This is a genomic window from Pantoea sp. EEL5 (genome assembly GCF_049892805.1).
Taxonomy (GTDB): Bacteria; Pseudomonadota; Gammaproteobacteria; order Enterobacterales; family Enterobacteriaceae; genus Pantoea; species Pantoea ananatis.
This window is the reverse complement of sequence record NZ_JBNDNJ010000012.1, coordinates 1-26102: the sequence shown is the minus strand read 5'-3', so window position 1 is coordinate 26102 and position 26102 is coordinate 1. Positions and strand designations below refer to the sequence as shown.

General features: G+C 53.4%; 21 protein-coding genes, 1 pseudogene and 1 riboswitch. Of the genes and pseudogenes, 6 read left to right on the top strand and 16 right to left on the bottom strand.

What is annotated here, in order from left to right; all coding sequences use genetic code 11:
- Positions 1 to 484: 484 nt before the first annotated feature.
- Positions 485 to 2074, top strand: coding sequence for a bifunctional phosphoribosylaminoimidazolecarboxamide formyltransferase/IMP cyclohydrolase (gene purH, locus ACPXSQ_RS22910; RefSeq protein WP_013024128.1), 1590 nt, complete (start codon positions 485 to 487; stop codon positions 2072 to 2074).
- Between the two features lie 16 nt (positions 2075 to 2090).
- On the top strand, positions 2091 to 3371 hold the full coding sequence (gene purD / locus ACPXSQ_RS22905; protein ID WP_089517704.1) for a phosphoribosylamine--glycine ligase: 1281 nt from the start codon (positions 2091 to 2093) through the stop codon (positions 3369 to 3371).
- A 36-nt stretch (positions 3372 to 3407) separates the two neighbouring features.
- On the opposite strand, the gene ACPXSQ_RS22900 is transcribed toward purD, so the two are convergent.
- From ACPXSQ_RS22900 to nudC, 6 genes are all read right to left on the bottom strand, one after another.
- On the bottom strand, positions 3408 to 4070 hold the full coding sequence (locus ACPXSQ_RS22900; protein ID WP_014595039.1) for a DUF1481 domain-containing protein: 663 nt from the start codon (positions 4068 to 4070) through the stop codon (positions 3408 to 3410).
- A 68-nt stretch (positions 4071 to 4138) separates the two neighbouring features.
- Entirely contained in the window at positions 4139 to 4411 is a 273-nt protein-coding gene (hupA, locus tag ACPXSQ_RS22895; protein ID WP_006121511.1) for a nucleoid-associated protein HU-alpha, read from the bottom strand.
- 188 nt (positions 4412 to 4599) lie between these two features.
- Positions 4600 to 5190 carry a YjaG family protein gene (locus ACPXSQ_RS22890; protein WP_013024125.1) on the bottom strand — a complete coding sequence of 197 codons (591 nt, stop codon included), beginning with the start codon at positions 5188 to 5190 and terminating at the stop codon, positions 4600 to 4602.
- Positions 5191 to 5252: 62 nt separating this feature from the next.
- Positions 5253 to 5921, bottom strand: a complete 669-nt coding sequence (nfi, locus tag ACPXSQ_RS22885) for a deoxyribonuclease V (RefSeq protein WP_014595037.1) — start codon at positions 5919 to 5921, stop codon at positions 5253 to 5255.
- Positions 5921 to 6991: a uroporphyrinogen decarboxylase gene (hemE, locus tag ACPXSQ_RS22880; protein WP_128392442.1), complete on the bottom strand. Its 1071-nt coding sequence runs from the start codon at positions 6989 to 6991 to the stop codon at positions 5921 to 5923. The genes nfi and hemE overlap by 1 nt, the downstream gene beginning before the upstream one ends.
- A gap of 40 nt (positions 6992 to 7031) precedes the next feature.
- Positions 7032 to 7802: an NAD(+) diphosphatase gene (gene nudC / locus ACPXSQ_RS22875; protein ID WP_013024122.1), complete on the bottom strand. Its 771-nt coding sequence runs from the start codon at positions 7800 to 7802 to the stop codon at positions 7032 to 7034.
- A gap of 197 nt (positions 7803 to 7999) precedes the next feature.
- On the opposite strand from nudC, the gene ACPXSQ_RS22870 reads away from it, so the two are divergent.
- The 3 genes from ACPXSQ_RS22870 to thiE all read left to right on the top strand — a co-directional run bounded on the left by ACPXSQ_RS22870 (position 8000) and on the right by thiE (position 11423).
- Complete coding sequence (locus ACPXSQ_RS22870) at positions 8000 to 8503, top strand: Rsd/AlgQ family anti-sigma factor (protein ID WP_013024121.1); 504 nt, start codon at positions 8000 to 8002, stop codon at positions 8501 to 8503.
- Positions 8504 to 8683: 180 nt separating this feature from the next.
- Positions 8684 to 8782, top strand: a riboswitch (TPP riboswitch).
- An 85-nt stretch (positions 8783 to 8867) separates the two neighbouring features.
- Positions 8868 to 10790: a phosphomethylpyrimidine synthase ThiC gene (thiC, locus tag ACPXSQ_RS22865; protein WP_013024120.1), complete on the top strand. Its 1923-nt coding sequence runs from the start codon at positions 8868 to 8870 to the stop codon at positions 10788 to 10790.
- Complete coding sequence (gene thiE, locus ACPXSQ_RS22860; RefSeq protein WP_013024119.1) at positions 10791 to 11423, top strand: thiamine phosphate synthase; 633 nt, start codon at positions 10791 to 10793, stop codon at positions 11421 to 11423.
- A gap of 114 nt (positions 11424 to 11537) precedes the next feature.
- On the opposite strand, the gene ACPXSQ_RS22855 is transcribed toward thiE, so the two are convergent.
- On the bottom strand, positions 11538 to 13061 hold the full coding sequence (locus ACPXSQ_RS22855) for a PLP-dependent aminotransferase family protein (protein WP_015701284.1): 1524 nt from the start codon (positions 13059 to 13061) through the stop codon (positions 11538 to 11540).
- A gap of 174 nt (positions 13062 to 13235) precedes the next feature.
- Between ACPXSQ_RS22855 and ACPXSQ_RS22850 the strand changes: the two genes are divergently transcribed.
- Positions 13236 to 13415, top strand: coding sequence for a DUF1127 domain-containing protein (locus tag ACPXSQ_RS22850; protein WP_071785171.1), 180 nt, complete (start codon positions 13236 to 13238; stop codon positions 13413 to 13415).
- A gap of 58 nt (positions 13416 to 13473) precedes the next feature.
- Here ACPXSQ_RS22850 and rpoC read toward each other — a convergent pair whose 3' ends face one another.
- The 9 genes and pseudogenes from rpoC to tuf all read right to left on the bottom strand — a co-directional run.
- The gene (gene rpoC / locus ACPXSQ_RS22845) at positions 13474 to 17697 is read right to left on the bottom strand and encodes a DNA-directed RNA polymerase subunit beta' (protein ID WP_014606966.1); all 4224 of its coding nucleotides are present in this window, start codon (positions 17695 to 17697) and stop codon (positions 13474 to 13476) included.
- A gap of 118 nt (positions 17698 to 17815) precedes the next feature.
- Positions 17816 to 21844: a DNA-directed RNA polymerase subunit beta gene (rpoB, locus tag ACPXSQ_RS22840; RefSeq protein WP_013024116.1), complete on the bottom strand. Its 4029-nt coding sequence runs from the start codon at positions 21842 to 21844 to the stop codon at positions 17816 to 17818.
- Between the two features lie 330 nt (positions 21845 to 22174).
- A complete protein-coding gene (gene rplL, locus ACPXSQ_RS22835) occupies positions 22175 to 22537 on the bottom strand; it encodes a 50S ribosomal protein L7/L12 (protein WP_009092660.1) in 363 nt (120 codons plus the stop codon).
- Between the two features lie 63 nt (positions 22538 to 22600).
- Positions 22601 to 23098 carry a 50S ribosomal protein L10 gene (gene rplJ / locus ACPXSQ_RS22830; protein WP_003848098.1) on the bottom strand — a complete coding sequence of 166 codons (498 nt, stop codon included), beginning with the start codon at positions 23096 to 23098 and terminating at the stop codon, positions 22601 to 22603.
- 423 nt (positions 23099 to 23521) lie between these two features.
- Positions 23522 to 24226 carry a 50S ribosomal protein L1 gene (gene rplA, locus ACPXSQ_RS22825; protein ID WP_013024115.1) on the bottom strand — a complete coding sequence of 235 codons (705 nt, stop codon included), beginning with the start codon at positions 24224 to 24226 and terminating at the stop codon, positions 23522 to 23524.
- A 3-nt stretch (positions 24227 to 24229) separates the two neighbouring features.
- Positions 24230 to 24658, bottom strand: coding sequence for a 50S ribosomal protein L11 (rplK, locus tag ACPXSQ_RS22820; RefSeq protein ID WP_006121495.1), 429 nt, complete (start codon positions 24656 to 24658; stop codon positions 24230 to 24232).
- A 148-nt stretch (positions 24659 to 24806) separates the two neighbouring features.
- Complete coding sequence (gene nusG / locus ACPXSQ_RS22815) at positions 24807 to 25352, bottom strand: transcription termination/antitermination protein NusG (protein WP_003848088.1); 546 nt, start codon at positions 25350 to 25352, stop codon at positions 24807 to 24809.
- 1 nt (position 25353) lies between these two features.
- A complete protein-coding gene (secE, locus tag ACPXSQ_RS22810; RefSeq protein ID WP_014606967.1) occupies positions 25354 to 25737 on the bottom strand; it encodes a preprotein translocase subunit SecE in 384 nt (127 codons plus the stop codon).
- 229 nt (positions 25738 to 25966) lie between these two features.
- A pseudogene (tuf, locus tag ACPXSQ_RS22805) lies at positions 25967 to 26102 on the bottom strand (elongation factor Tu); the annotation flags it as partial.

The following is a 26102-nucleotide window of genomic DNA, read 5'->3' as shown; positions in this document are numbered from 1 at the left end:
AATTGTTAAAGAGCAGTGCGAACAGCGGGTTAACCGTCTGTCGCGAGGTGGCGTATATTACGCTTTCCTCCTTCAGAGTCAACCTCTTTTTCAGAAGTTTTTCTCCGGCGGCTCAGTTGCCTGACCCTCTCAACACCGCATTCCGTAAGCCGTTGTGCCGTGTCGATGGAGGCGCATTATAGGGAGTTCTCTCTGGCTGACAAGGGCTAAATTCAATAAAAATGACTGTTCGCTGCATTCCACAGCAAAACCCCGCCTTATACGCAGTTACACACAAAGTTATCCACATTCCTGGCCGCATCAAATTTAGACGAGCATCACGCAAACGTTTTCGCTACAATGCCCCGCAACGCAATGGATGCCCCTTTTCGGGGCGTTACCTGAAGTTTTTACGCTTTTGCTGCTCTATATAGAGAAAAGTAAGCACGCAAGCTTGATGTAACGCTCTTATTTACGCGAATCAAAGCCAAGGGATAAAACCACCATGCAACAACCTCGTCCTTTACGCCGCGCCCTGCTCAGTGTTTCTGATAAAGCCGGCATCCTCGAATTTGCTCAGGCACTCTCTCAGCGCGGTGTTGAGCTGCTCTCCACAGGTGGTACCGCTCGCCTGCTCGCAGAGGCGGGACTTCCCGTCACAGAAGTGTCTGACTACACCGGCTTCCCGGAAATGATGGATGGACGCGTTAAAACACTGCACCCGAAAGTCCATGGCGGCATTTTAGGACGTCGTGGACAAGATGATGCGGTGATGGCGCAGCATGCTATCAGCCCGATTGATATGGTGGTCGTCAATCTTTATCCCTTTGCCCAAACCGTCGCAAAACCAGATTGCTCACTGGAAGACGCCGTTGAGAACATTGATATTGGCGGCCCGACAATGGTGCGCTCGGCGGCCAAGAATCACAAAGACGTGGCGATTGTCGTTAAGAGCAGCGATTATCCGGCCATTATCGCTGAGCTGGACGCCAATCAGAACTCACTGACGCTCGAAACCCGCTTCAACCTGGCAATCAAAGCGTTTGAACATACCGCCGCGTACGACAGCATGATCGCTAACTACTTCGGTACTCTGGTTCCTGCCTATCATGGTGAAACCAGCCAACCAGCCGGCCGCTTCCCGCGCACCCTCAATCTCAACTTCATTAAGAAGCAGGATATGCGCTATGGCGAGAACAGCCATCAGGACGCCGCCTTCTATATAGAAGAGAATGTGCAGGAAGCCTCGGTCGCTACCGCCAGCCAGGTGCAGGGCAAGGCACTCTCTTATAACAACATTGCGGATACCGATGCCGCGCTTGAGTGCGTGAAAGAGTTTATTGAGCCCGCCTGCGTCATTGTCAAACACGCCAATCCTTGCGGTGTTGCGGTGGGTGAGTCAATTCTGGCAGCTTATGAGCGTGCCTATCAGACTGACCCGACATCTGCCTTCGGCGGCATCATTGCCTTTAACCGCGAGCTGGATGAGGCGACAGCCCAGGCCATCATCAGCCGACAGTTTGTTGAAGTCATCATCGCTCCTGCTGCAACGGAAGCTGCGCTGAAAGTGACCGCGGCAAAACAAAACGTCCGCGTGCTGGTATGCGGTGACTGGCAGGGTCGCGTGGCTGCCCTTGATTTCAAACGGGTGAATGGCGGTCTGCTGGTTCAGGATCGCGACCTCGGTATGGTCGATGCCAGCCAGTTGCGCGTCGTCAGTAAGCGCCAACCTTCTGAGCAGGAACTGCGTGATGCCCTGTTCTGCTGGAAAGTGGCGAAATTCGTTAAGTCCAACGCCATTGTCTATGCGCGCGACAATATGACCATCGGCATAGGTGCTGGCCAGATGAGCCGCGTCTACTCTGCCAAAATTGCAGGAATTAAAGCGGGTGATGAAGGCCTGGAAGTAAAAGGGTCCGCGATGGCTTCCGATGCGTTCTTCCCGTTCCGGGATGGCATTGATGCCGCTGCTGCCGTGGGCGTAAGCTGTGTGATTCAGCCTGGCGGTTCTATCCGCGACGATGAAGTGATTGCGGCAGCGGATGAGCATGGTATTGCCATGATCTTTACCGACATGCGTCACTTCCGCCATTAATTCTGTGGAGCCTTTTATGAAAATTTTAATCATCGGTAACGGCGGACGTGAACACGCATTGGCCTGGAAAGCGTCGCAGTCGCCGCTGGCAGAAACCATTTTTGTCGCACCTGGTAATGCGGGCACCGCGCTGGAACCCGCGTTGCAGAACGTCGATATTGCCCCCACCGATATTCCCGCTTTGCTGGCCTTCGCTCAACGTGAACAGATTGATCTCACCATTGTCGGCCCTGAAGCGCCGTTAGTGGCAGGCGTGGTTGATGCGTTCCGCGAGGCCGGATTGAAAATCTTTGGTCCAACTCAGGCCGCCGCGCAATTGGAAGGGTCTAAAGCATTCACCAAGGACTTTCTTGCACGTCACAACATCCCCAGTGCCGAGTACCAAAACTTCACCGACGTCGCCCCTGCGCTGGCTTACCTGCGTGAAAAAGGTGCGCCGATTGTCATCAAAGCTGACGGGCTGGCTGCCGGTAAAGGCGTGATTGTGGCCATGACGCTGCAGGAAGCGGAAGATGCCGTGCAGGATATGCTGGCGGGCAATGCGTTTGGTGACGCCGGGCACCGTATCGTGATTGAAGAGTTTCTGGACGGCGAAGAAGCCAGCTTTATCGTGATGGTTGATGGGGAGAATGTGTTGCCAATGGCCACCAGCCAGGACCATAAACGGGTGGGCGACGGCGATACCGGGCCGAACACGGGAGGAATGGGTGCTTATTCCCCTGCCCCGGTGGTGACCGATGAAATCCACCAGCGCGTTATGGATCAGGTTATCTGGCCAACCGTACGTGGCATGGCCGCCGAAGGCAATGTCTATACGGGCTTCTTATATGCCGGGCTGATGATCGATCAGACTGGTCAGCCTAAAGTGATCGAATTTAACTGTCGCTTCGGCGATCCCGAAACACAACCCATTATGCTGCGCCTGCAGTCGGATCTGGTGGATCTGTGTCTGGCCGCCTGTGAAGGCAAGCTTGATCAAAAAGACTCACAATGGGATCCCCGCCCTTCACTGGGCGTGGTGCTGGCAGCCGGGGGCTATCCCGGCTCTTACAATAACGGCGATCAGATTCACGGTCTGCCGCTGGAAGAGGTTGCCGACGGCAAAGTTTTCCACGCCGGGACGCGCCTTGAAGAGGATCGGGTTTTGACGAACGGTGGGCGGGTTCTTTGCGTCACCGCGCTAGGCGATGATGTTGCTGCCGCACAGAAACGGGCTTACGAACTGGCTAAGCCGATTTACTGGCAAGGCAGTTTCTGCCGACGCGACATCGGCTATCGTGCCATTAACCGTAAATAATGATCAAAGGGGCACCCAGTGCCCCTTTTTATTGCCTCAGAAATTCGCCTCATCCGGCGCATCCGCGCATTCATCTTTTTGAGTCACACGCAGCAACTGCACGCCTTCAGGCGCTTCCAGCCATGAAATCATCAAGGGTTCCGCCTTATCACGGCGGTAGTGCGTAAGCGTCTGCAGTGCATAACTGTCGAAAGCCGGCGTCACCTGCTGGCCCTCACAGGTTGTCACAACGCTTCCGCCTGACCAGTGTCCTTGTTTCAGAAACACCCGCCCACTTAACAGCGCATCGCTGACTTCACGCATACGTTGTGCATCAAACTTGTAAAGCTCAACCGCATCCGGACTGACTGCCTCACGGCGCGTCGCGAGCTGGCGCTGCATAAAATTGAGATTGCCGCCTTGATCAAAGCGTAGCGTAACGTCGTCTGGCTTTTCGCCTTTCACCTGGCGTTCCACGCTGATCAGATCATCGCCGAGCCAGCGATAGTCCGTAATTTCACTTTTTTCGCTGTTGAACGGATTATAGAGCGTACGAATATGTACCGAGTGATGATCGGTATTCTTGCGCCAGATACGAACACTGCCGCGATCGGCGAGATAACCGCTGGCCGAGAAAGCCGGAATGTCGGGCGTTGAACTACACCCAATGAGAAAAGAGGAGAGAAGCAGGGCTGATAATCGCTGAAACAGCGTAGTCATGGTGGCTGGCCCCTAAACAAAAGGGGCGAAATCGCCCCTGTTTTAAAACGTTACCGCAGTGCGACGTCTTACTTAACGGCGTCTTTCAGAGCTTTACCAGACACGAATGCAGGTACGTTTGCCGCAGCGATTTTGATTTCTTTGCCAGTCTGTGGGTTACGACCGGTACGCTCAGCGCGGTGGTTCACTTTAAAAGTACCAAAACCAACCAGTTGTACAGCATCACCCTCTTTCAGAGACTCAGTGATTGCAGCCAGAGTAGATTCCAGCGCTGCCTTGGCCTGGGTTTTAGACAGGTCAGCTTTTTCTGCGATCACATCAATCAGTTGAGTCTTGTTCATAAGTTATCCTTAAAGTGTATTTATCGCTTGCTAAGCAACGAGTGCGAGGGAAAAGCCAGCTTCGGGCACTCTTCAGCCTGCACGCACCGATAGCCACAATTTTCAGCCCCCCAAATGTAGACCAGACTGGGGGCTGATGTGAAGCCTCCAGGCGCGCTAATTAAGGCCTGAAGTCACGTTTTCTCGCCTTATTGCTGAATTTTTATACCGATGTTACTAATTCCCGCCTCACGCAGGTCAGATCGCAGACCTTTTATCAATTCGAGGTCTCGCTCTTCACAATCCGCGAGCAGGCGAAAAATCTCCCATTGCAGGTCCCATTCATCGATGACAGCCTGATTTTCTCGTAGCTCTTCATCGGTCATTTCGCGACCTTCGTGAGTCATTTCCAGGATGGCAACGGTGGTGATCGAGGTCTTGCTGACTTCAATCGCATGTTCAAGCGTTTCACCGCTTAACTGCGAATGCAGCACTTCACTCAATGCCACGCAGGCATCAATGGCCGGATAGACACCGTAAACCTCAAACGCATCGCCATCGGGAATCGCCGCTTCAAGCTTTTCCAGCTGGCTGTCAAAATTGATCTTCGCATCTTTAACCGTCAGCGTTTCCCAAATCAGATCCAGAATACGGCGGTAAAGTGCAGGATCGGCAAACTCGGTTTGCTGGCAAAAAGCCACGTAGTTGGGATACATGCGCTCGCACAGGCAAGCCATAAACGTCAGGTGTTGCCAGCTTTCCAGCTTTGCCAGACGCAGATGTACAGGGTTTTGTAACATACACAGAGCTCTTATTCGTTTCGCTGGCGGCAGTGTAACCCAAAAGCGCCATACAAACAGTGTTAAAGCGCGCTTTGCCAGCGCAGAAATGCGGGTCGGCGAGATGCCACAGCATCCGCCCAGCGCGTGGGCTCCGGTAAACGGTAGCCCTGTGTGCACTTTTCTACCCATTCCAGAGCGCTGTCCAGACTGACGCGGTGTCCGGTGGCAACAAACAGCGGGTTACAGCGTGCCTTGCTGCGCCATACCCAGCCAATTTGTTCTCCTTTATCCATCAACGGCTGCCGACTGCCGGGCGTTTCATCCAGCGCCTCAACGTGCCCGCACAGACGCTTTTTCGCAACACCGATAGTGGGAACATCCACCATCAACCCAAAATGCGACGCGACACCAAGCCGGCGCGGATGTGAGATACCATGACCATCGACAAATAGCAGATCGGGCTTCTGCTCCAGCATGTCCCAGGCCGCCAGCAGGGCCGGATACTCACGGAAAGAGAGAAAGCCCGGAATGTAAGGCATGGTGGTATCAATGCGCGCGATGCGATATTCCACCAGCTTCATGGACGGATATTCAAGAATAACCAGTGCCGCACGCGTCACTGCGCCTTCCTGCTCAAAACCGACGTCTGCGCCACCAATAAAGCGTGGCGGCAGCACGTCAAAATCATCCTGCCGTACGACTTCTGCGGCCCGTTGGCGTTGCTCCGCGCGAAGAGCGGCGATATCCATTACGACGCCGAATGATACTGGCGTGACAGACGGTGCACCGCCGCAACAAATACGCCGGCATGCTCGGGTGGAACATCCTGATGGATGCCGTGTCCCAGATTGAAAACGTGACCTTCACCCTGGCCGAATCCTTCCAGAATCGTTGCCACTTCCTGCTCAATTCGCGCCGGGGGTGCATAGAGCATGGAAGGATCCATATTGCCCTGCAAAGCAACTTTGTGGCCGACACGGCGGCGGGCTTCACTGATATCGATAGTCCAGTCCAGACCTAGTGCATCACAGCCCGTTTCAGCAATGGCTTCCAGCCACTGACCACCATTCTTGGTAAACAAGGTGATGGGTACACGACGGCCTTCGTTCTCATGAAGCACGCTGTCGACAATTTTATGCATGTAGTAAAGCGAGAACTCACGATAGTCGTTCCCGGTTAACACGCCGCCCCAGGTGTCAAAGACCATCACCGACTGCGCACCGGCGCGGATCTGGGCATTAAGATAGAGGATGACACTGTCGGCCAGCTTATCCAGCATGGCGTGCAGCGTGGCAGGCTCGGCATACATCATTTTTTTGATCTTAGTGAAGGCTTTGCTGCTTCCCCCTTCAACCATATAGGTCGCCAGCGTCCAGGGGCTGCCTGAGAAGCCAATCAATGGTACTTCGCCGTTGAGGTTTTTACGGATGGTGCGTACCGCATTCATCACGTAACCCAGCTCCTGTTCAGGATCGGGCACCGGCAGGCGATCGACATCAGCACGGCAGGTAATCGGGTTGGAGAAGCACGGGCCTTCGCCTGTTTCGAAGTATAAACCCAGCCCCATCGCATCAGGGATGGTGAGAATATCACTGAAGAGGATCGCCGCATCCAGCTTAAAGCGACGCAGGGGTTGCAGGGTGACTTCGCAGGCCAGTTCGGCATTTTTGCACAGCGACATAAAATCGCCTGCCTGGGCGCGCGTCGCTTTATATTCCGGCAAATAACGCCCGGCTTGCCGCATCATCCATACGGGGGTGACATCTACAGGCTGGCGTAACAGGGCGCGCAAATAACGGTCGTTCTTCAGTTCACTCATCTCAGGACTCTCTCGGTATCAAGCGAGTAGTGTAGCACTCTCACGCCTCAGCGCGGCAGAGGGCCACCGTATCTTCAATTAATCGACGGGCGACGGTACCGGGCGGCGGCAGTAAAGGCAGCGCATCAAAGCGGAACCATCCGGCGTCCAGCAGCTCTTTGCCGTCATGTTGTAACTCGCCGCCATCATATTCCGCCATAAACGCCATCATCAGAGACTGCGGGAAAGGCCAGGGCTGCGAGGTAACATAGCGGACATTCTTCACACGCACGTTGCTCTCTTCCATTACCTCGCGCGCGACGGCCTGTTCAATGGTTTCGCCGACTTCGACGAAACCGGCCAGCACAGTGTAAATGTTATTACGCTGGCGCGCATGGTTAGCCAACAGGATCTCGTCCCCCCGGCGAATGGCGACGATAATGCAGGGCGCAATCTGTGGATAGTAGCGTTCACGGCAGTGGCTGCACAGGCAGGCAAATTCACGCTTGCTGGCGTGCATCTCATGGCCGCAGTAGCCACACCAGCGGTGAGAGCGATAAAATTCGGCCAGCTGTACACCGCGCCCTGCCAACTGAAACAGTCCCGGATCTTCGTTAAGTAACTGCCGCAAAGACAGCATATCCTCCGAACGTGTTTCGCAAATCAGCCAGACATTCTCCCCCTGCCATTCGCCAATTACGCGCCCCTGATGACCCGTCAGGCCAAAATGCTGCGCATTACCGTGAGGCAGGTCTCCTTGCGGTAACCAAATTTTTTGTTCACTGCTGACAATCCACCATCCAGCGTCTACGCTTGAAATTTCGCATTGCATTTATTTCGTCATCCTTAGCGTCAACCCGCACGCTGAAGTCCCGATGTTAAGTGTGTAGATGAACAACTATACCCAAATAATTCTGGTTGCAAGACGGCAACACGCTTATTTCTCCCCGGCAGGCTCGTGGAAAACAAGCGCACTTGACGCATCGCTAATCTGAAATATGAAGGTGCATAACTCATACGGAGTTAACTATGCTCAACCAGTTAGACGTTCTGACCAAACGCGTAGGTGGCAGTAATGAACTGGTCGATTCATGGCTGGCCGCTCGCCGCCAGTTACTGGTTTCTTATTACCATTTGGTCGGTATCAAGCCAAAGAAAGAGGCACTGACGCGTCTGGATGAACAGGCACTTGATAACTTTTGCCATAATCTGGTCGATTACCTTTCATCCGGCCACTTCAGCCTCTATCAACGCCTGATCGGAGAAATGGACGGTACCAGTCCGCTGTTGGCAGCAACGCAGATTTATCCCTCGCTGGAAGCCAACACCGAACAACTGATGAAGCTGTATGACGGACACCTGCAGCAGGCGATTGATGACGATAACTACGTCACCTTTCAGAATGCGCTATCGGAGGTCGGAGAAGCCCTGGAAGGACGCTTTACGCTTGAGGACAAACTCATCCAGATGGCATGGGATAATCACCTGACCCCGCCCGTGGCTAACGACAGCGAAATTGCCCGCCCCGCCTAAAACCTAATCGATTGTAAAAGACTTGTGATTAGCCAAAAGCCCCCTTATGCTGAGTGGGCTTTACGTTTAACGCCGAACGTAGTCGGTGTTTACGGTTGATACGTCATCTACGGGCGCTGTTCATGCTATCCCTTTTTCCGGGGTGAAGCCGAGCGGGCGCCGTAGCGAAATCGTTGAAACCTCATCTTGTCGGAGTGCCTAAGGGCTGAGACCGTTAATTCGGGATCCGCGGAACCTGATCAGGTTAGAACCTGCGAAGGGAACAAGAGTAAATTTATACGGTACGCCACCGAAAGGTGTCAGCAGTGCCGTTACTCCTTCCGAACTCCGGACAAGCAACCTTCCCTCTTACTGGAATATTGCTATGTCTACTGCTAAAACGACCCGTCGCGAACAACGTGCTCAGGCACAGGAATTCATTGACTCTCTTCAGGGCGGCAGCGCCTTCCCTAATTCAAAACGTATCTGGCTTACCGGCAGCCGCGATGATATCCGTGTCCCAATGCGGGAAATTCAACTCAGCCCTACCCTGACCAGCGGCAGTAAAGAAGCGCCGGTTTATGAGGAGAATGAGCCCGTTCCGGTTTACGATACGGCCGGTGCCTATGGCGATCCCGCCGCACAAATCGACGTGCATCGGGGGCTGGATAAACTGCGGGCGCGCTGGATTGAAGAGCGGAATGACAGCGAAAATCTGGTGCAAATCAGCTCTGCCTACACGCAACAGCGGCTGGCCGATGACGGCCTGGATCACTTGCGTTTTGAACACCTGCCCACACCACGCCGTGCGAAGGCAGGCCACTGCGTTACCCAGCTCCATTATGCTCGTCGGGGCATAATTACGCCGGAGATGGAGTTTATCGCGCTGCGGGAAAATATGGGCCGGGAACGCATCCGCGGCGAGGTGCTTCTGCAGCAGCATCCGGGACACAGCTTTGGCGCCCATCTGCCAGAAAATATTACCCCTGAGTTTGTGCGTCAGGAAGTGGCTGCCGGGCGCGCTATTATTCCGGCAAATATTAACCATCCCGAATCCGAACCCATGATCATCGGGCGTAACTTTCTGGTGAAAGTGAATGCCAATATCGGCAACTCAGCCGTGACCTCCTCGATTGAAGAAGAGGTTGAAAAGCTGGTGTGGTCAACGCGTTGGGGTGCCGATACCGTCATGGATCTTTCCACCGGCCGCTATATCCACGAAACCCGTGAATGGATTTTGCGTAACAGCCCGGTGCCTATCGGTACGGTACCGATCTATCAGGCGCTTGAGAAAGTTAACGGTGTGGCAGAAGATCTGAACTGGGAAATTTTCCGCGACACATTGCTGGAACAGGCCGAGCAGGGTGTGGATTATTTTACGATTCATGCAGGCGTGCTGCTGCGCTACGTGCCCATGACCGCGAAGCGCCTGACTGGGATTGTCTCGCGTGGTGGTTCCATTATGGCGAAGTGGTGCCTGTCGCATCACAGAGAGAGCTTCCTGTATGAGCACTTCCGCGACATCTGTGAAATTTGTGCGGCCTACGACATCTCATTATCACTGGGTGACGGCCTGCGTCCGGGATCGATTCAGGATGCCAATGACGAAGCGCAGTTTGCGGAACTGCACACCTTAGGTGAGCTGACGAAAATTGCCTGGGAATACGACGTGCAGGTGATGATTGAGGGCCCCGGCCATATTCCCATGCAAATGATCCGTCGCAACATGACCGAACAACTGGAACATTGCCATGAAGCGCCGTTTTACACTCTGGGCCCCCTCACCACTGATATTGCTCCGGGTTACGATCACTTTACCTCCGGCATTGGTGCCGCGATGATTGGCTGGTTCGGCTGCGCCATGCTGTGCTACGTCACGCCCAAAGAGCATTTAGGTCTGCCAAACAAGGAAGATGTTAAACAGGGCTTAATCACGTACAAGATCGCCGCGCACGCAGCCGATCTGGCCAAGGGTCATCCGGGCGCGCAAATCCGCGACAATGCGATGTCCAAAGCACGTTTTGAGTTTCGCTGGGAAGACCAGTTTAATCTTGCACTGGATCCGCATACGGCCCGGGCTTACCACGATGAAACCCTGCCGCAGGAGTCCGGTAAGGTGGCCCACTTCTGCTCTATGTGCGGCCCCAAATTTTGCTCAATGAAAATTACCCAGGAAGTGCGTGACTACGCCGCAAGGCAGGAAGCCGAAGCCCAGGCGATTGAGGTGGGGATGGCGAAAATGTCTGATCATTTTCGTGAGCGCGGCGGTGAGCTGTATCACCCTGCGACCGCAATAAAGGAGGAATAAATGGACGCCTTTCCCGCAACCGCATCACGTCTGGGGCTCTATCCGGTCGTTGACAGCGTGGAATGGATAGAGCGCCTGCTGGAAGCCGGTGTGCGAACCCTTCAGCTTCGGATCAAGGATCAGCCGGACGAGGTGGTTGAACCCATGATTATTCGGGCTATCGCCGCAGGTAAGCGCTATCAGGCACGTCTGTTTATCAATGATTACTGGCAACTGGCGATTAAACATCAGGCCTATGGCGTCCATCTGGGTCAGGAAGATTTAGAGGTCGCTAACCTGCAGCAGATCCTGCACGCAGGCTTGCGGCTGGGACTTTCAACTCATGATGATGCAGAGCTGGATCGGGCGCTGGCACTGCGCCCTTCCTATGTGGCGCTGGGGCACATCTTCCCCACCCAGACGAAGGCCATGCCCTCTTCCCCTCAGGGCGTAGCTGAACTTAAGCGCCATTTGGCCCGGCTGCACGGCATCTCAACAGTCGCGATCGGAGGCATCAGTATTGATCGTGCGCCAGAGGTCCTGGCCACCGGGGTGGGCAGTATTGCGGTGGTGAGCGCGATTACTCAGGCAGAAGACTGGCAGGAGGCCACGCGTGTTCTGCTGCGGCTTGCCGAACCCGAAACGGCGTACTAACGCGCGTCAGCGCCCAGAAATACCTGCAGCCTGTGCAAAAGGCTTTTAAAGAGTGGAAAGCCGCGCACGGCAATGAGTATTACGGCTGGCGCGGTTTTTTTATGCTCAGTAAAGTCACAAGTGTCCGGCCGGAATGGCCGGACCAGGGCCAGTTCCCTCCTCTTTCTGGCCCTGCTCCTCAACCACAGGTACAGAGGTATGTGCCCTTGGCCGATCGTGGACACATGCCGCTATCGCCTGCTCAACGGCGCTGCCCGTTATCGCCAGTGCCCGTTCAACTTTGTCGCTGGCAGGCAAGGCATAGTTCAGGCGCAGGCAGTTGCGATATTTGCCCGAGGCGGAAAACAGCGAACCCACAGCAATCTGTATCCCGGACTCCCGCAGCGTATTGTTAAGTTGCACGGCGTCAAAGGCTTCTGGCAGTTCAATCCACATCAGAAATCCCCCCTGAGGCCGCGTGACGCAGATTCCACAGGGGAAATAGTGCCGAACCCAGCAAATAAAGGTTTCGTAGTTGTGTTGGTAAACCTGACGCATCCGCCGCAGATGGGTCTGGTAATGCCCCTGATGAATAAACTCTGCAACTGCGTGCTGAGGCTGAGTCGCAGTAGACCCGGTCCCGATGTATTTCATATGCAGAACCCGATCGCGGTAGCGCCCCGGCGCCACCCAGCCTACGCGCAGACCCGGCGCCAGCGTTTTTGAAAATGAACTGCATAACAATACGCGCCCGTCTTCATCCATCGATTTAATGGATGAAGGCCGTGGATACTCCCAGGCCAACTCGCCATAGACATCGTCTTCAATGATCGCGGCGTCAAAACGTTGCGCCAAGGCCAGCAGGGCGCGCTTGCGCTTCTCTGGCATGATGAAACCAAGTGGGTTATTACAGTTGGGCACCACCACGACGGCCTTAATCGGCCACTGATCAAAGGCCAGCTCCAGCGCCTCAAGACTGATGCCCGTTACCGCATCAGTGGGGATCTCAATGGCGCGAATGCCAAAACCGCGCAGCGTTTGCATGATGCCGTGAAACGATGGTGATTCTACGGCGATGATATCGCCCGGCTGGCAGACAGCGCGAACGGAAACAGACAGGGCTTCATGGCAACCCGTCGTAATGACAATATCTTCATGGCTGAGCTGACAGCCACTGTCAATCATCAGCCGGGCGATCTGCTCTCGCAGGCAGGTCACCCCATACAGATTATCGTAATTCAGCAGAGTGCTTTCCTGCTTCTGGGCCTGCCGACTAAACGCTTTCCAGAGCGGCTTCAGGGTAGACTGCGTGAGATCCGGCATGCCGCTGCCCAACTGCAATATGTCATCTTCCAGCCGGCTGTTAAGCAGATCAAAGACCGCATCCCACTGCGTGATTTCCACCGGGCGCTGTACCGGTCGGGTCAGTGCCGGAATGGGCGGCATCGCTTTATGCGGCGCAACATAATAGCCCGAACGGGACTGCGGGATGATCAACTGTTTCTGCTCCAGCAAATAATAGGCCTGTTGCACGGTGCTAATACTGACACCGTGTTCAGCACTCAGGCTGCGCACCGAGGGCAACCGTTCGCCGTTCCGATACAGCCCCTGCGCAATGCGCTTTTCCAGCAGCATGGCTAAATGTTGATAACGCGTCATTGTATGCCTTATGAAGTTTGATTGCCCCGCAAAGCGGTACAGATTAACGCTATTTCTACCATTCAGATGCGTCAATGCGCAATCTGTATGTTAAATATTTGTTCCTGGTGAGTCTGTATTGAACAGACGGTCTACGTGAAAATGTTTCTAAGATAAACAACGAGGGGCAGGATCATGGGATATGAAGAAAACCGCGCGGCTAAGCCATTTGTCATAAGACCGTTTCGGTTCTTGCGCATTGTCTGGGGGAACATCCGACGCTGGCAATGCCAGCGGGAAACCCGCGCTATTTTGTCCAGGCTTAGCGATTGTCAGTTAAAAGACATTGGGTTAAATCGACGCGATATTCACTGATAGCTTAAAGATAAAAAAAACCCTGCCAGAGCAGGGTTTTTTATCAGGCGTTTGACGATTACTCGTCGTTGTTACCGCCCAGACCAGCGTTCAGCAATTCAGCCAGGCTTGCAGAGGCTTCATCCGCAGTCACCTGCGGTGCAACCGGCACTTCGCCTGCCGCTTTGCGGCGCATACGATCCTGATGGTATGCATAACCGGTACCGGCAGGGATCAGACGTCCCACGATAACGTTCTCTTTCAGACCGCGCAGTTCGTCGCGCTTGCCTGCAACTGCCGCTTCGGTCAGGACACGCGTGGTTTCCTGGAACGATGCAGCAGAGATGAACGATTCGGTTGCCAGTGACGCTTTGGTAATACCCAGCAGGTCACGCATGAAGGTAGCGCCCACTTTTCCGTTCGCTTCAAGTTCACGGTTAGAGATCTTGATGCGAGAGAATTCAGCCTGCTCACCTTCCAGGAACTCGGTGCTTCCCGCGCTCATGATGGTTGCTTTACGCAGCATCTGACGAACGATGACTTCGATGTGCTTATCGTTAATCTTAACGCCTTGCAGACGGTAAACTTCCTGCACTTCGTTAGTGATGTAACGGGTAACCGCATGCACGCCACGCAAGCGCAGGATGTCATGTGGTGACTCTGGGCCATCGGAAACCACGTCACCGCGCTCAACACGTTCACCTTCGAACACGTTCAGCTGACGCCATTTCGGAATCATCTCTTCATACGGATCGCTACCATCCAGCGGAGTAATAACCAGACGACGTTTACCTTTGGTCTCTTTACCGAAGGAGATGATGCCGCTGATCTCCGCCAGGATTGCTGGCTCTTTCGGACGACGTGCTTCGAACAGGTCAGCAACGCGTGGCAGACCACCGGTAATATCCTTGGTACCGCCCGATTCCTGCGGAACACGCGCCAGGGTATCACCCGAGCTGATCTTCACGCCATCTTCAAGCTGTACAATCGCTTTACCTGGCAGGAAGTACTGAGCTGGCATATCGGTACCAGGGATCAGGACATCATTGCCGCTAGCATCAACGATTTTCAGGGCTGGACGCAGATCTTTACCACCCGCAGTACGCTCAGCAGAATCCAGGACCACCAGCGATGACAGACCGGTCAGGTCGTCAGTCTGACGAGTAATGGTCTGACCGTCGATCATATCCGTGAAGCGAATGAAACCGCCCACTTCAGTGATAACCGGCATGGTATGCGGATCCCAGTTTGCAACGGTTTCGCCCGCAGCAACCTGCTCACCATCACCTTTCGCCATGGTCGCACCGTAAGGAACTTTATAGCTCTCTTTAGTACGGCCAAATTCGTCGATCATTTTCAGTTCAACGTTACGCGAGGTGATCACCAGCTTGCCTGCCGAGTTAGTTACCGACTTGGCATTGGTCAGCTTGATGGTACCTTTGTTCTTCACCTGAATGCTGGATTCAGCAGCCGCACGTGATGCCGCACCACCGATGTGGAACGTACGCATCGTCAGCTGTGTACCCGGCTCACCGATGGACTGTGCCGCGATAACACCGATCGCTTCACCTTTGTTGATGATGTGACCACGTGCCAGGTCGCGACCATAGCAATGCGCACACACACCAAAGTCGGTTTCACAACCAACAACAGAACGCACTTTCACGCTGTCTACTGAGTTCAGTTCCAGCACGTCACACCAGTGCTCATCGAGCAGAGTGTTACGTGGAACCAGAATGTCAGCCGTACCAGGCTTCAGCACGTCTTCCGCAGTCACACGACCCAGAACACGCTCACGCAGCGGTTCTTTCACGTCGCCACCTTCGATGACCGGCGTCATCATGATGCCTTCGTGCGTGCCGCAGTCGTCTTCAGTCACAACCAGATCCTGTGCAACGTCAACCAGACGACGCGTCAGATAACCGGAGTTTGCTGTTTTCAGTGCGGTATCCGCCAGACCTTTACGTGCACCGTGCGTCGAGATGAAGTACTGGAGTACGTTCAGACCTTCACGGAAGTTCGCCGTAATCGGCGTCTCAATGATTGAGCCATCTGGCTTAGCCATCAGACCACGCATACCGGCCAGCTGACGAATCTGTGCAGCAGAACCACGCGCACCGGAGTCGGCCATCATAAAGATGCTGTTGAAGGAAACCTGGCGCTCTTCTTCACCATCGCGGTTAATCACGACTTCAGTAGAGAGGTTTTCCATCATCGCTTTAGCAACGCGTTCGTTGGCCGCAGCCCAGATATCGATCACTTTGTTATAGCGTTCGCCTGCCGTCACCAGACCAGACTGGAACTGCTCCTGGATTTCAGCCACTTCCGCTTCCGCTTCGGTGATGATTTCCACTTTCTTCTCTGGGATAACCATGTCGTCGATACCAACAGACGCACCTGAACGTGCCGCATAGGCGAAGCCGGTGTACATGGTCTGGTCAGCAAAGATAACCGTTGGTTTCAGGCCCAGGATGCGGTAACAGGTGTTCAGCATCTTGGAGATCGCTTTCTTGCCCAGCGCCTGGTTGACGATGGAGAAAGGCAGACCTTTAGGCACGATCATCCACAGGATGGCGCGACCAATCGTCGTGTCGATGATGCTGGTTTTAGAAACCCACTCATCCTGCTCGTTTTTCTCGTGCTCAGTGATACGCACTTTAACGCGAGCGTGCAGCGAAGCGAGGCCGGCGCGGTAAACGCGTTCAGCTTCTTTCGGACCGGTCAGTACCATGCCTTCGCCTTTGGCGTTAACACAGTCGCGGGTCATGTAATACAGGCCCAGTACAACGTCCTGTGAAGGAACGATGATTGGCTCGCCGTTCGCAGGTGACAGGATGTTGTTGGTAGACATCATCAGCGCACGCGCTTCCAGCTGGGCTTCCAGCGTCAGCGGTACGTGAACAGCCATCTGGTCACCATCGAAGTCGGCGTTATAAGCCGCACAAACCAGCGGGTGCAGCTGGATAGCTTTACCTTCGATCAGGACGGGCTCAAATGCCTGGATACCCAAACGGTGCAGAGTTGGTGCACGGTTCAGCAGTACCGGGTGTTCGCGGATCACTTCGTCCAGGATATCCCACACGACAGCTTCTTCACGCTCAACCATTTTCTTAGCGGCTTTGATGGTGGTGGCCAGGCCACGCAGTTCCAGCTTGCCGTAGATGAACGGTTTGAACAGCTCCAGTGCCATTTTCTTCGGCAGACCGCACTGATGCAGACGCAGGTATGGACCTACGGTGATAACAGAACGACCAGAGTAGTCAACACGCTTACCGAGCAGGTTCTGACGGAAACGACCCTGCTTACCTTTGATCATATCGGCCAAAGATTTCAGAGGACGCTTGTTAGAACCGGTGATCGCACGACCGCGACGACCGTTATCCAGCAGGGCATCAACCGCTTCCTGCAGCATACGTTTTTCGTTACGCACGATGATATCTGGCGCAGCCAGATCCAGCAGGCGTTTCAGACGGTTGTTACGGTTGATCACGCGGCGGTACAGATCGTTCAGATCCGACGTAGCGAAACGACCACCATCCAGCGGTACCAGCGGACGCAGATCTGGCGGCAGAACCGGCAGAACGGTCAGGATCATCCACTCTGGCTTGTTACCAGACTGAACGAACGCTTCCAGCAGCTTAATACGCTTGGTCAGCTTTTTACGTTTGGTCTCGGAGTTAGTTTCGTTCAGCTCTTCACGCAGCTGTTCGCACTCTTGCTCCAGATCCATGTTTTTCAGCAGTGCCTGAATCGCTTCTGCACCCATTTTCGCGTCGAATTCGTCACCGAATTCTTCCAGCGCGTCCAGGTACTGCTCTTCAGTCAGAATCTGACGTTTCTCGAGGTTGGTCATGCCACCTTCGATAACGACATAAGATTCAAAATACAGCACGCGTTCGATGTCACGCAGCGGCATATCCAGCAGCAGGCCGATACGCGAAGGCAGTGACTTCAGGAACCAGATGTGTGCGGTTGGCGAAGCCAGCTCGATGTGGCCCATGCGCTCACGACGCACTTTAGTCTGGGTCACTTCAACGCCGCACTTCTCGCAGATCACACCACGGTGTTTCAGACGCTTGTACTTACCACACAGGCATTCGTAATCTTTTACCGGCCCAAAAATACGGGCACAGAACAGACCATCGCGCTCTGGCTTGAAGGTACGATAGTTAATGGTTTCCGGCTTTTTCACTTCACCGAAAGACCAGGAACGGATCATGTCTGGCGACGCCAGCGCAATTTTGATCGCATCAAACTCTTCGGTTTTAGTTTGCGCTTTCAGAAACTTAAGTAAGTCTTTCACGGATTTGCTCCCGTCGGAGTGAGACTCAGGGGCGTCCAACCGAAATTGAACGCCCCATAACCAGTACAAATGCGAGCGCGTTAACCCTGCGCTTCCAGGCCAGGCCTGTTACTGAGGGTTACTCGTCTTCCAGCTCGATGTTGATACCCAGCGAGCGAATCTCTTTCAACAGTACGTTGAACGATTCTGGCATGCCAGGTTCCATCTGATGGTTGCCATCCACGATGTTCTTATACATCTTGGTACGGCCATTGACGTCATCAGACTTAACGGTAAGCATTTCCTGAAGGGTATACGCAGCACCGTAAGCTTCCAGCGCCCATACTTCCATCTCACCGAAGCGCTGACCACCGAACTGTGCCTTACCACCCAGCGGCTGCTGAGTAACGAGGCTATAGGAACCGGTAGAACGTGCGTGCATCTTGTCATCAACCAGGTGGTTGAGTTTCAGCATGTACATATAGCCTACGGTTACCTGACGTTCGAACTGCTCACCAGTACGGCCATCAAACAGGGTAATCTGACCGGAAGAAGGCAGACCGCCGAGCTCTAACAGCTCTTTGATTTCGCTCTCTTTCGCACCATCAAACACCGGCGTGGCAATTGGCATACCTTTTTTCAGGTTCTCAGCCAGGCGCAGAACTTCGTCATCAGTAAAGGTGTTCAGGTCAACTTTCTGACGCACATCGGTGCCCAGATCGTAAGCACGCTGGATGAATTCGCGCAGCTTGGCGACTTCTTCCTGCTTTTTCAGCATCGCGTTGATCTTCTCGCCGATACCTTTCGCTGCCATCCCCAGGTGAGTCTCAAGGATCTGACCGATGTTCATACGCGAAGGTACGCCCAGCGGGTTCAGTACGATATCGACCGGCGTACCGTTCTCATCGTAAGGCATGTCTTCGATTGGGTTGATCTTAGAGATAACACCTTTGTTACCGTGACGACCTGCCATTTTATCACCAGGCTGAATCTGACGTTTAACAGCCAGATAAACCTTAACGATTTTCAGCACGCCAGGTGCCAGATCATCGCCTTGGGTGATTTTACGACGCTTACCTTCGAGTTTTTTCTCAAACTCGTGCTTCAGTTCGTCGTACTGCTCTGCCAGCTGCTCCAGCTGGTTTTGCTTGGCTTCGTCAGTCAGACCCAGCTCCAGCCAACGCTCACGCGGCAGCTTGTCCAGTTTGTCTGCTTCAACGCCACCGGAAATCAGGACAGACTGGATACGGCTAAACAGGCCCGCTTCCAGGATCTGCAGCTCTTCAGACAGGTCTTTCTTGGCCTGCTTCAGCTGCATTTCTTCGATTTCCAGCGCACGCTTGTCTTTTTCCACGCCATCGCGGGTGAAGACCTGAACGTCGATAACGGTACCGGAAACACCGTTCGGTACACGCAGAGAAGAGTCTTTAACGTCAGACGCTTTCTCACCGAAGATCGCACGCAGCAGCTTCTCTTCTGGCGTCAGCTGGGTTTCGCCTTTTGGCGTCACCTTACCAACCAGAATGTCACCGCCGGTCACTTCAGCACCGATATAAACGATACCGGACTCATCCAGTTTAGAGAGTGCAGCTTCGCCGACGTTCGGGATGTCAGCCGTGATCTCTTCTGGCCCCAGCTTGGTGTCACGAGACACACAGGCCAGTTCCTGAATGTGGATGGTGGTGAAGCGATCTTCCTGCACTACGCGCTCGGAGACTAAAATGGAGTCTTCGAAGTTGTAACCGTTCCACGGCATGAACGCGACGCGCATGTTCTGACCCAGCGCCAGCTCACCGAGATCGGTAGACGGGCCGTCAGCCAGCACATCACCACGTTCAACGGGCTCACCCAGAGAGACACACGGCATCTGATTGATACAGGTGTTCTGGTTAGAACGGGTGTATTTGGTCAGGTTGTAGATGTCGATACCCGCTTCGCCCGGGTACATCTCGTCTTCGTTAACTTTAATAACGATACGTGATGCATCAACGTACTGAACGGTACCGCCACGTTTCGCAACAGCGGTAACACCGGAGTCAACGGCTACAGCGCGCTCCATACCGGTACCTACCAGCGGCTTATCAGCACGCAGAGTAGGAACGGCCTGACGTTGCATGTTCGCACCCATCAGGGCGCGGTTAGCATCATCGTGTTCCAGGAACGGAATCAGTGACGCACCGACAGAAACCACCTGCTGGGTGGAAACGTCCATGTAGTCAACCTGATCGCGGCTGAACAGACTTGATTCGCCTTTGCTACGGCAGGTGACCAGGTCATCAACGAACGCACCTTCTTCTGACAGATTGGTGTTCGCCTGCGCGATAACGTAGTTACCTTCTTCGATTGCAGAAAGGTAATGAATTTCATCGGAAACCACACCGTCAATAACGCGACGATAAGGGGTTTCCAGGAAACCGTACTCGTTCGTCTGCGCGTACACAGACAAGGAGTTGATCAGACCGATGTTCGGACCTTCAGGGGTTTCGATTGGGCAGACACGACCGTAGTGCGTTGGGTGTACGTCACGCACTTCGAAGCCGGCACGCTCACGGGTTAAACCGCCCGGGCCGAGAGCAGAGATACGACGCTTGTGCGTAATCTCTGACAAGGGGTTGTTCTGATCCATAAACTGAGACAGCTGGCTGGAACCAAAGAACTCTTTCACCGCCGCCGAAATTGGCTTGGCGTTGATCATGTCCTGTGGCATCAGCGTATCGAGATCGCCCAGAGAAAGACGCTCTTTCACTGCACGCTCAACACGGACCAGACCGACGCGGAACTGGTTTTCAGCCATTTCACCGACTGAACGAATACGACGGTTACCGAGGTGGTCGATATCGTCCACTTCGCCTTTACCGTTACGGATGTCGATCAGTTTTTTCATCACTTCGATGATGTCTTCTTTGCTCAGGATACCTGAACCTTCGATCTCATCACGCAGCAATGAACGGTTGAACTTCATGCGGCCGACTGCAGAAAGATCGTAACGATCTTCAGAGAAGAACAGGTTCTCAAACAGGTTCTCTGCAGCTTCACGCGTTGGCGGCTCACCAGGACGCATCATGCGGTAGATCTCAACCAGCGCGCTCAGGCGATCGTTGGTTGGGTCAACGCGCAGCGTCTCGGAGATGTATGGGCCGTGATCCAAATCGTTGGTGAACAGCGTTTCAATGCGCTTGTGACCCGACTGGCTCAGCTTCGCCAGCAGATCCAGCGACAGTTCCATGTTGGCCGCAACGATCAGCTCACCGGTATTCTCATCGATGTAGTCTTTAGAGACCACTTTGCCCGCGATGTATTCCACAGGGACTTCGATGTGTTGGATACCGTCTTTTTCCAGCTGACGAATATGACGCGCAGTGATGCGACGCCCTTTCTCAACGTAGACCGTGCCATTCGATTCGATATCGAAGGTCGCGGTTTCACCGCGCAGGCGCTCTGGCACCAGTTCCATCTGCAGCTTGTTGTCACGAATTTCGTACACCACTTTCTCGAAGAACACGTCGAGAATTTGAGCAGTGGTGTAATGCAGTGCGCGCAGAATGATACTGGCCGGCAGCTTACGACGACGGTCAATACGGACGAAAAGGTTGTCTTTCGGGTCAAACTCGAAGTCGAGCCATGAACCACGGTAAGGGATGATACGTGCGTTATACAGCACTTTACCCGAGGAGTGGGTTTTACCCTTATCGCTGTCAAAGAACACGCCAGGACTACGATGCAGCTGAGAAACGATAACACGTTCAGTACCGTTGATAACAAAGGTACCGTTGTCAGTCATGAGTGGAATTTCACCCATGTAGACTTCTTGTTCTTTAATGTCTTTTACTGTGCCTTCTGGCGCTTCGCGCTCATAGATCACCAGACGCAGTTTCACGCGCAGCGGTGCCGAGTAGGTCACGCCACGGATCTGACACTCTTTCACGTCAAAGACAGGTTCACCTAAGCGATAGCTGACATACTGCAACTCAGAGTTGCCGCTGTAGCTCGCAATAGGGAATACAGAGCGGAATGCAGCTTCCAGTCCGTACTGACCTTCTGGATCTTGCTCGATAAACTTCTGAAACGAATCAAGCTGGATGGAAAGGAGATAAGGTATGTCCAAAACTTGCGGACGTTTACCAAAATCCTTACGAATACGTTTTTTCTCGGTATAGGAGTAAACCATAGGGTTCCTCAGCTAGCTGACAAGTCGACCCACGCTGTCCGTCCTGACAGGACAGTTCATGCAACACGATTTTGTTTGATTCACCTACTGCTCTGCAGTACGTGCAATACCTCTTTCTATCACGCTTAAATCATTTCATTGCTTCAGCGTGGGCAGGGAACCCGCACGGGAAAGCAGTATATTAAGTCGTCGATAGAGAAAGATATTGATGAGCAACAATGGACAAACAGTGCGAAACCCCATTGAGGCCCTTGAGCGCAAAAAGGCTGGTGACCAAAAAGTCACCAGCCATCAGTCTGAAACTACTCAGACTGCAACCCGAGGGTTGTCTTACTTAACTTCAACTTCAGCGCCAGCTTCTTTCAGAGCAGCTTCAAGTGCAGCTGCGTCATCTTTGCTGATGCCTTCTTTGATCACGCCAGTTGCTTCAACCAGATCTTTGGCTTCTTTCAGGCCCAGACCAGTTGCGGTACGTACGGCTTTGATTACTGCAACTTTGTTCGCGCCAACAGCTTTCAGAACGACGTCGAATTCAGTTTTCTCTTCAACAGCTTCAGCTGGGCCAGCAGCAACAGCTACAGCAGCAGCAGCAGAAACGCCGAATTTTTCTTCCATAGCAGAAACCAGCTCAACTACTTCCATTACGGACATAGCGGCAACGGCTTCCAGAATTTGGTCTTTAGTAATAGACATAACAATTGTTCCTAAGAATCAGAAAAAGTTTATACGTTAGCAAGAGCGAAGAAAAGAGAGGCCTTAAGCCGCTTCTTTTGCATCGCGAACAGCAGCCAGAGTGCGAACCAGTTTGCCGGCAGCGGCTTCTTTCATGGTCGACATCAGACGTGCCAGTGCTTCTTCGTAGGTCGGCAGAGTTGCCAGACGGTCAATATTGGCCGCCGTGATCAGCTCACCTTCAAAGGCTGCAGCTTTGACCTCGAATTTTGCATTCGCTTTCGCGAAATCTTTGAACAGACGAGCAGCAGCGCCCGGGTGTTCCATAGAATATGCAATCAGGGTCGGACCAACAAACGTGTCTTTCAGGCACTCGAACTGAGTACCTTCAACGACGCGGCGCAGCAGGGTGTTACGAACAACACGCATGTAAACGCCAGCTTCACGACCTGCTTTACGCAGTTCGGTCATTTTATCAACGGTAACGCCACGAGAATCCGCAACAACCGCTGAAAGCGCACCTTTGGCTACTTCGCTGACTTCAGCAACAATCGCTTGTTTGTCTTGAAGATTTAATGCCATTAGCTTTAGCTCCTGGATTTGACCGGGGAAGGATTTCCCCGGAACTCACTTCACTTACTCACCCGAAGGGAAATAAGCGCTAATACACGGTGAGCAGAATCCAGATAAGAAAAAATCTTTTGGTTCTGTCACCGTCTACGCAGGGGATTAAGCATTACATCCGAGGATGTTCCGCTCCTGCGGTCTTGGACGGAGGCCAGGATAAGGCCTGGCTCCAACCTAAAATTTGGGTCGTGTGTTGTCACTCAAACCGCATTGCGCTGGCTGTCTTTGCCCCCACCCGCCACACAGTTCACTGTGCTTCAGGTCGCTGACTCGGCCACCGTCTTACCACGTTCTGAATAACCCACATCGACGTCTGCATTAATGCAGAACAACGGGCGTAAGATTCTAGGTGAATTTTTCGCCCGTTTCAAGTAGCAATTAGTTTGCTACGGCAGTCAGACCCGCCTGGTCAACGGCAACGCCGGCGCCCATGGTGGTAGAGATGCTAACTTTCTTGATGTACACGCCTTTCGCCTGTGCAGGTTTTGCTTTTTTCAGCGCAACCAGCAGAGATTCCAGGTTTTCTTTCAGTTTGTCAGCATCGAAGTCCACTTTACCGATGGTAGTGTGGATGATGCCGTTTTTGTCGTTACGATAACGAACCTGACCTGCTTTAGCGTTCTTAACCGCTTCAGCAACGTTAGGCGTTACAGTACCGACTTTTGGGTTTGGCATCAGGCCACGTGGACCCAGAACCTGGCCTAACTGGCCAACAACGCGCATTGCATCCGGAGAAGCAATAACAACGTCAAAGTTCATTTCGCCTTTCTTGATCTGATCGGCCAGGTCTTCCATACCTACCAGCTCAGCGCCAGCTGCTTTAGCAGCTTCAGCGTTTGCGCCCTGGGTGAAGACAGCTACACGTACTGAACGACCAGTACCGTGTGGCAGAACGGTCGCGCCGCGGACGTTCTGATCAGATTTACGTGCATCGATGCCGAGGTTAACAGCAACGTCAACGCTTTCGACGAACTTGGCAGTAGCCAGTTCTTTCAGTAAAGCGATTGCTTCAGCAATATCGTACTGCTTGGTCGCGTCAACTTTGTCGCGAATTACGCTCATGCGCTTGGTCAGCTTAGCCATTTCTTAGTCCTCTACAACCAGGCCCATGGAACGAGCAGTACCTTCGATTGAGCGAGTCATCGCTTCAACGTCAGAACCAGTCATGTCCGCAGCTTTAGTTTCTGCGATTTCACGTACCTGAGCACGAGTCACTTTACCGACTTTATCTTTGTTCGGCTTACCAGAACCAGACTTGATGCCTGCTGCTTTTTTCAGCAGAACGGCAGCCGGAGGCGTTTTGGTAATAAAGGTAAAAGAGCGGTCGCTGTATACGGTGATAACAACTGGAGTCGGCAGACCTTTTTCCAGTGATTCTGTTTTGGCGTTAAACGCTTTACAGAATTCCATGATGTTAACACCCTGCTGACCCAGAGCTGGACCAACCGGTGGACTTGGGTTCGCCATACCAGCTGCAACCTGCAGCTTGACGTAGGCTTGTACTTTCTTAGCCATGATAATTCCTCAATTGGGTTATAGCGCCTGTAAAAGGCTCCCCGTGGTAACGATTTACACGCTGTTGCCAGCGCATAAAAACAAAAGGCGCGAAATTATAGTTAAATTTCGCGCCTGCTGCAACAGCCAAATTGTATGTCGGAAAAGGTTAGCCCTTCTCAACCTGACCGAAGTCGAGTTCTACTGGCGTTGCGCGTCCAAAGATGGAAACAGAAACCGTCAGGCGGCTCTTTTCGTAGTCCACATCTTCAACCACACCGTTAAAGTCGGCAAATGGACCATCGTTGACACGTACCATTTCGCCCGGCTCGAACAGCGTTTTCGGACGCGGCTTGTCGCCCACCTGCTGCAGGCGATTCATAATCGCATCGACTTCTTTGTCGCTAATCGGCGCAGGACGGTCAGAGGTACCGCCAATAAAGCCCATAACGCGCGGAACGCTGCGCACCAAGTGCCAGCTGGCGTCATTCATTACCATCTGTACCAGAACGTAGCCGGGGAAGAATTTGCGCTCGCTCTTGCGGCGTTGACCACCACGGATCTCAACAACTTCTTCTGTAGGAACCATGACGTCGCCAAACAGCTCTTCCATGTTGTGCAGTTTGATGTGCTCACGCAGCGACTGTGCTACGCGGCCTTCAAAACCGGAAAACGCCTGCACGACGTACCAGCGTTTCTTTGGAGCTTCAGACATCTCAGAACCTCAGGCCAGTGATAAACGATACCAGACGGACCAGAATACCATCCAGCCCCCACAAAATCAGTGACATCACGGCAGTAACCGCGGCAACGATTAACGTGGTATGCAGTGTTTCCTGGCGGGTTGGCCAGATAACTTTACGCATTTCGGTTCTTGCTTCACGTGCAAAGGCCACGGTTGCTTTGCCTTTTGTCGTCAAAAGCGCAATGCCGCCTGCTGCCGCAATCAGTACAACCACAGCTAACGCGCGCAAAGGCAGCGTCACATCGCGATAGAGGTAGTTACCTACGATCGCCGCAAGCAGTAATAAGACTACCACTACCCACTTCAGCGCTTCGAGGCCGCGCCCGCTCCCTTGAGCTTCGGTATTCGCACTCATAAACCAACCTGCCACAATAATTCAGAAACTATTCTGCCCCGCATTGCGAGGCATCCAAACCGAATGAGCTTTTGGGGCGTAACTCGGTATCCAGCGCCGCATAACAGAGCCTGTCTCAGCAATGATTATGGTTCAAAATCACTGATGAGTCAGGTTCTATGAAACAGCGTACAAAAAGGGCATCAAATGATGCCCTTTCCACGTGCATTGCGTCAAATATTATCGGTAATTAAGCGATAACTTTGGCAACAACGCCCGCGCCAACGGTACGGCCACCTTCGCGGATTGCGAAGCGCAGACCTTCGTCCATTGCGATTGGGTGAATCAGGGTAACAACCATTTTGATGTTGTCGCCTGGCATAACC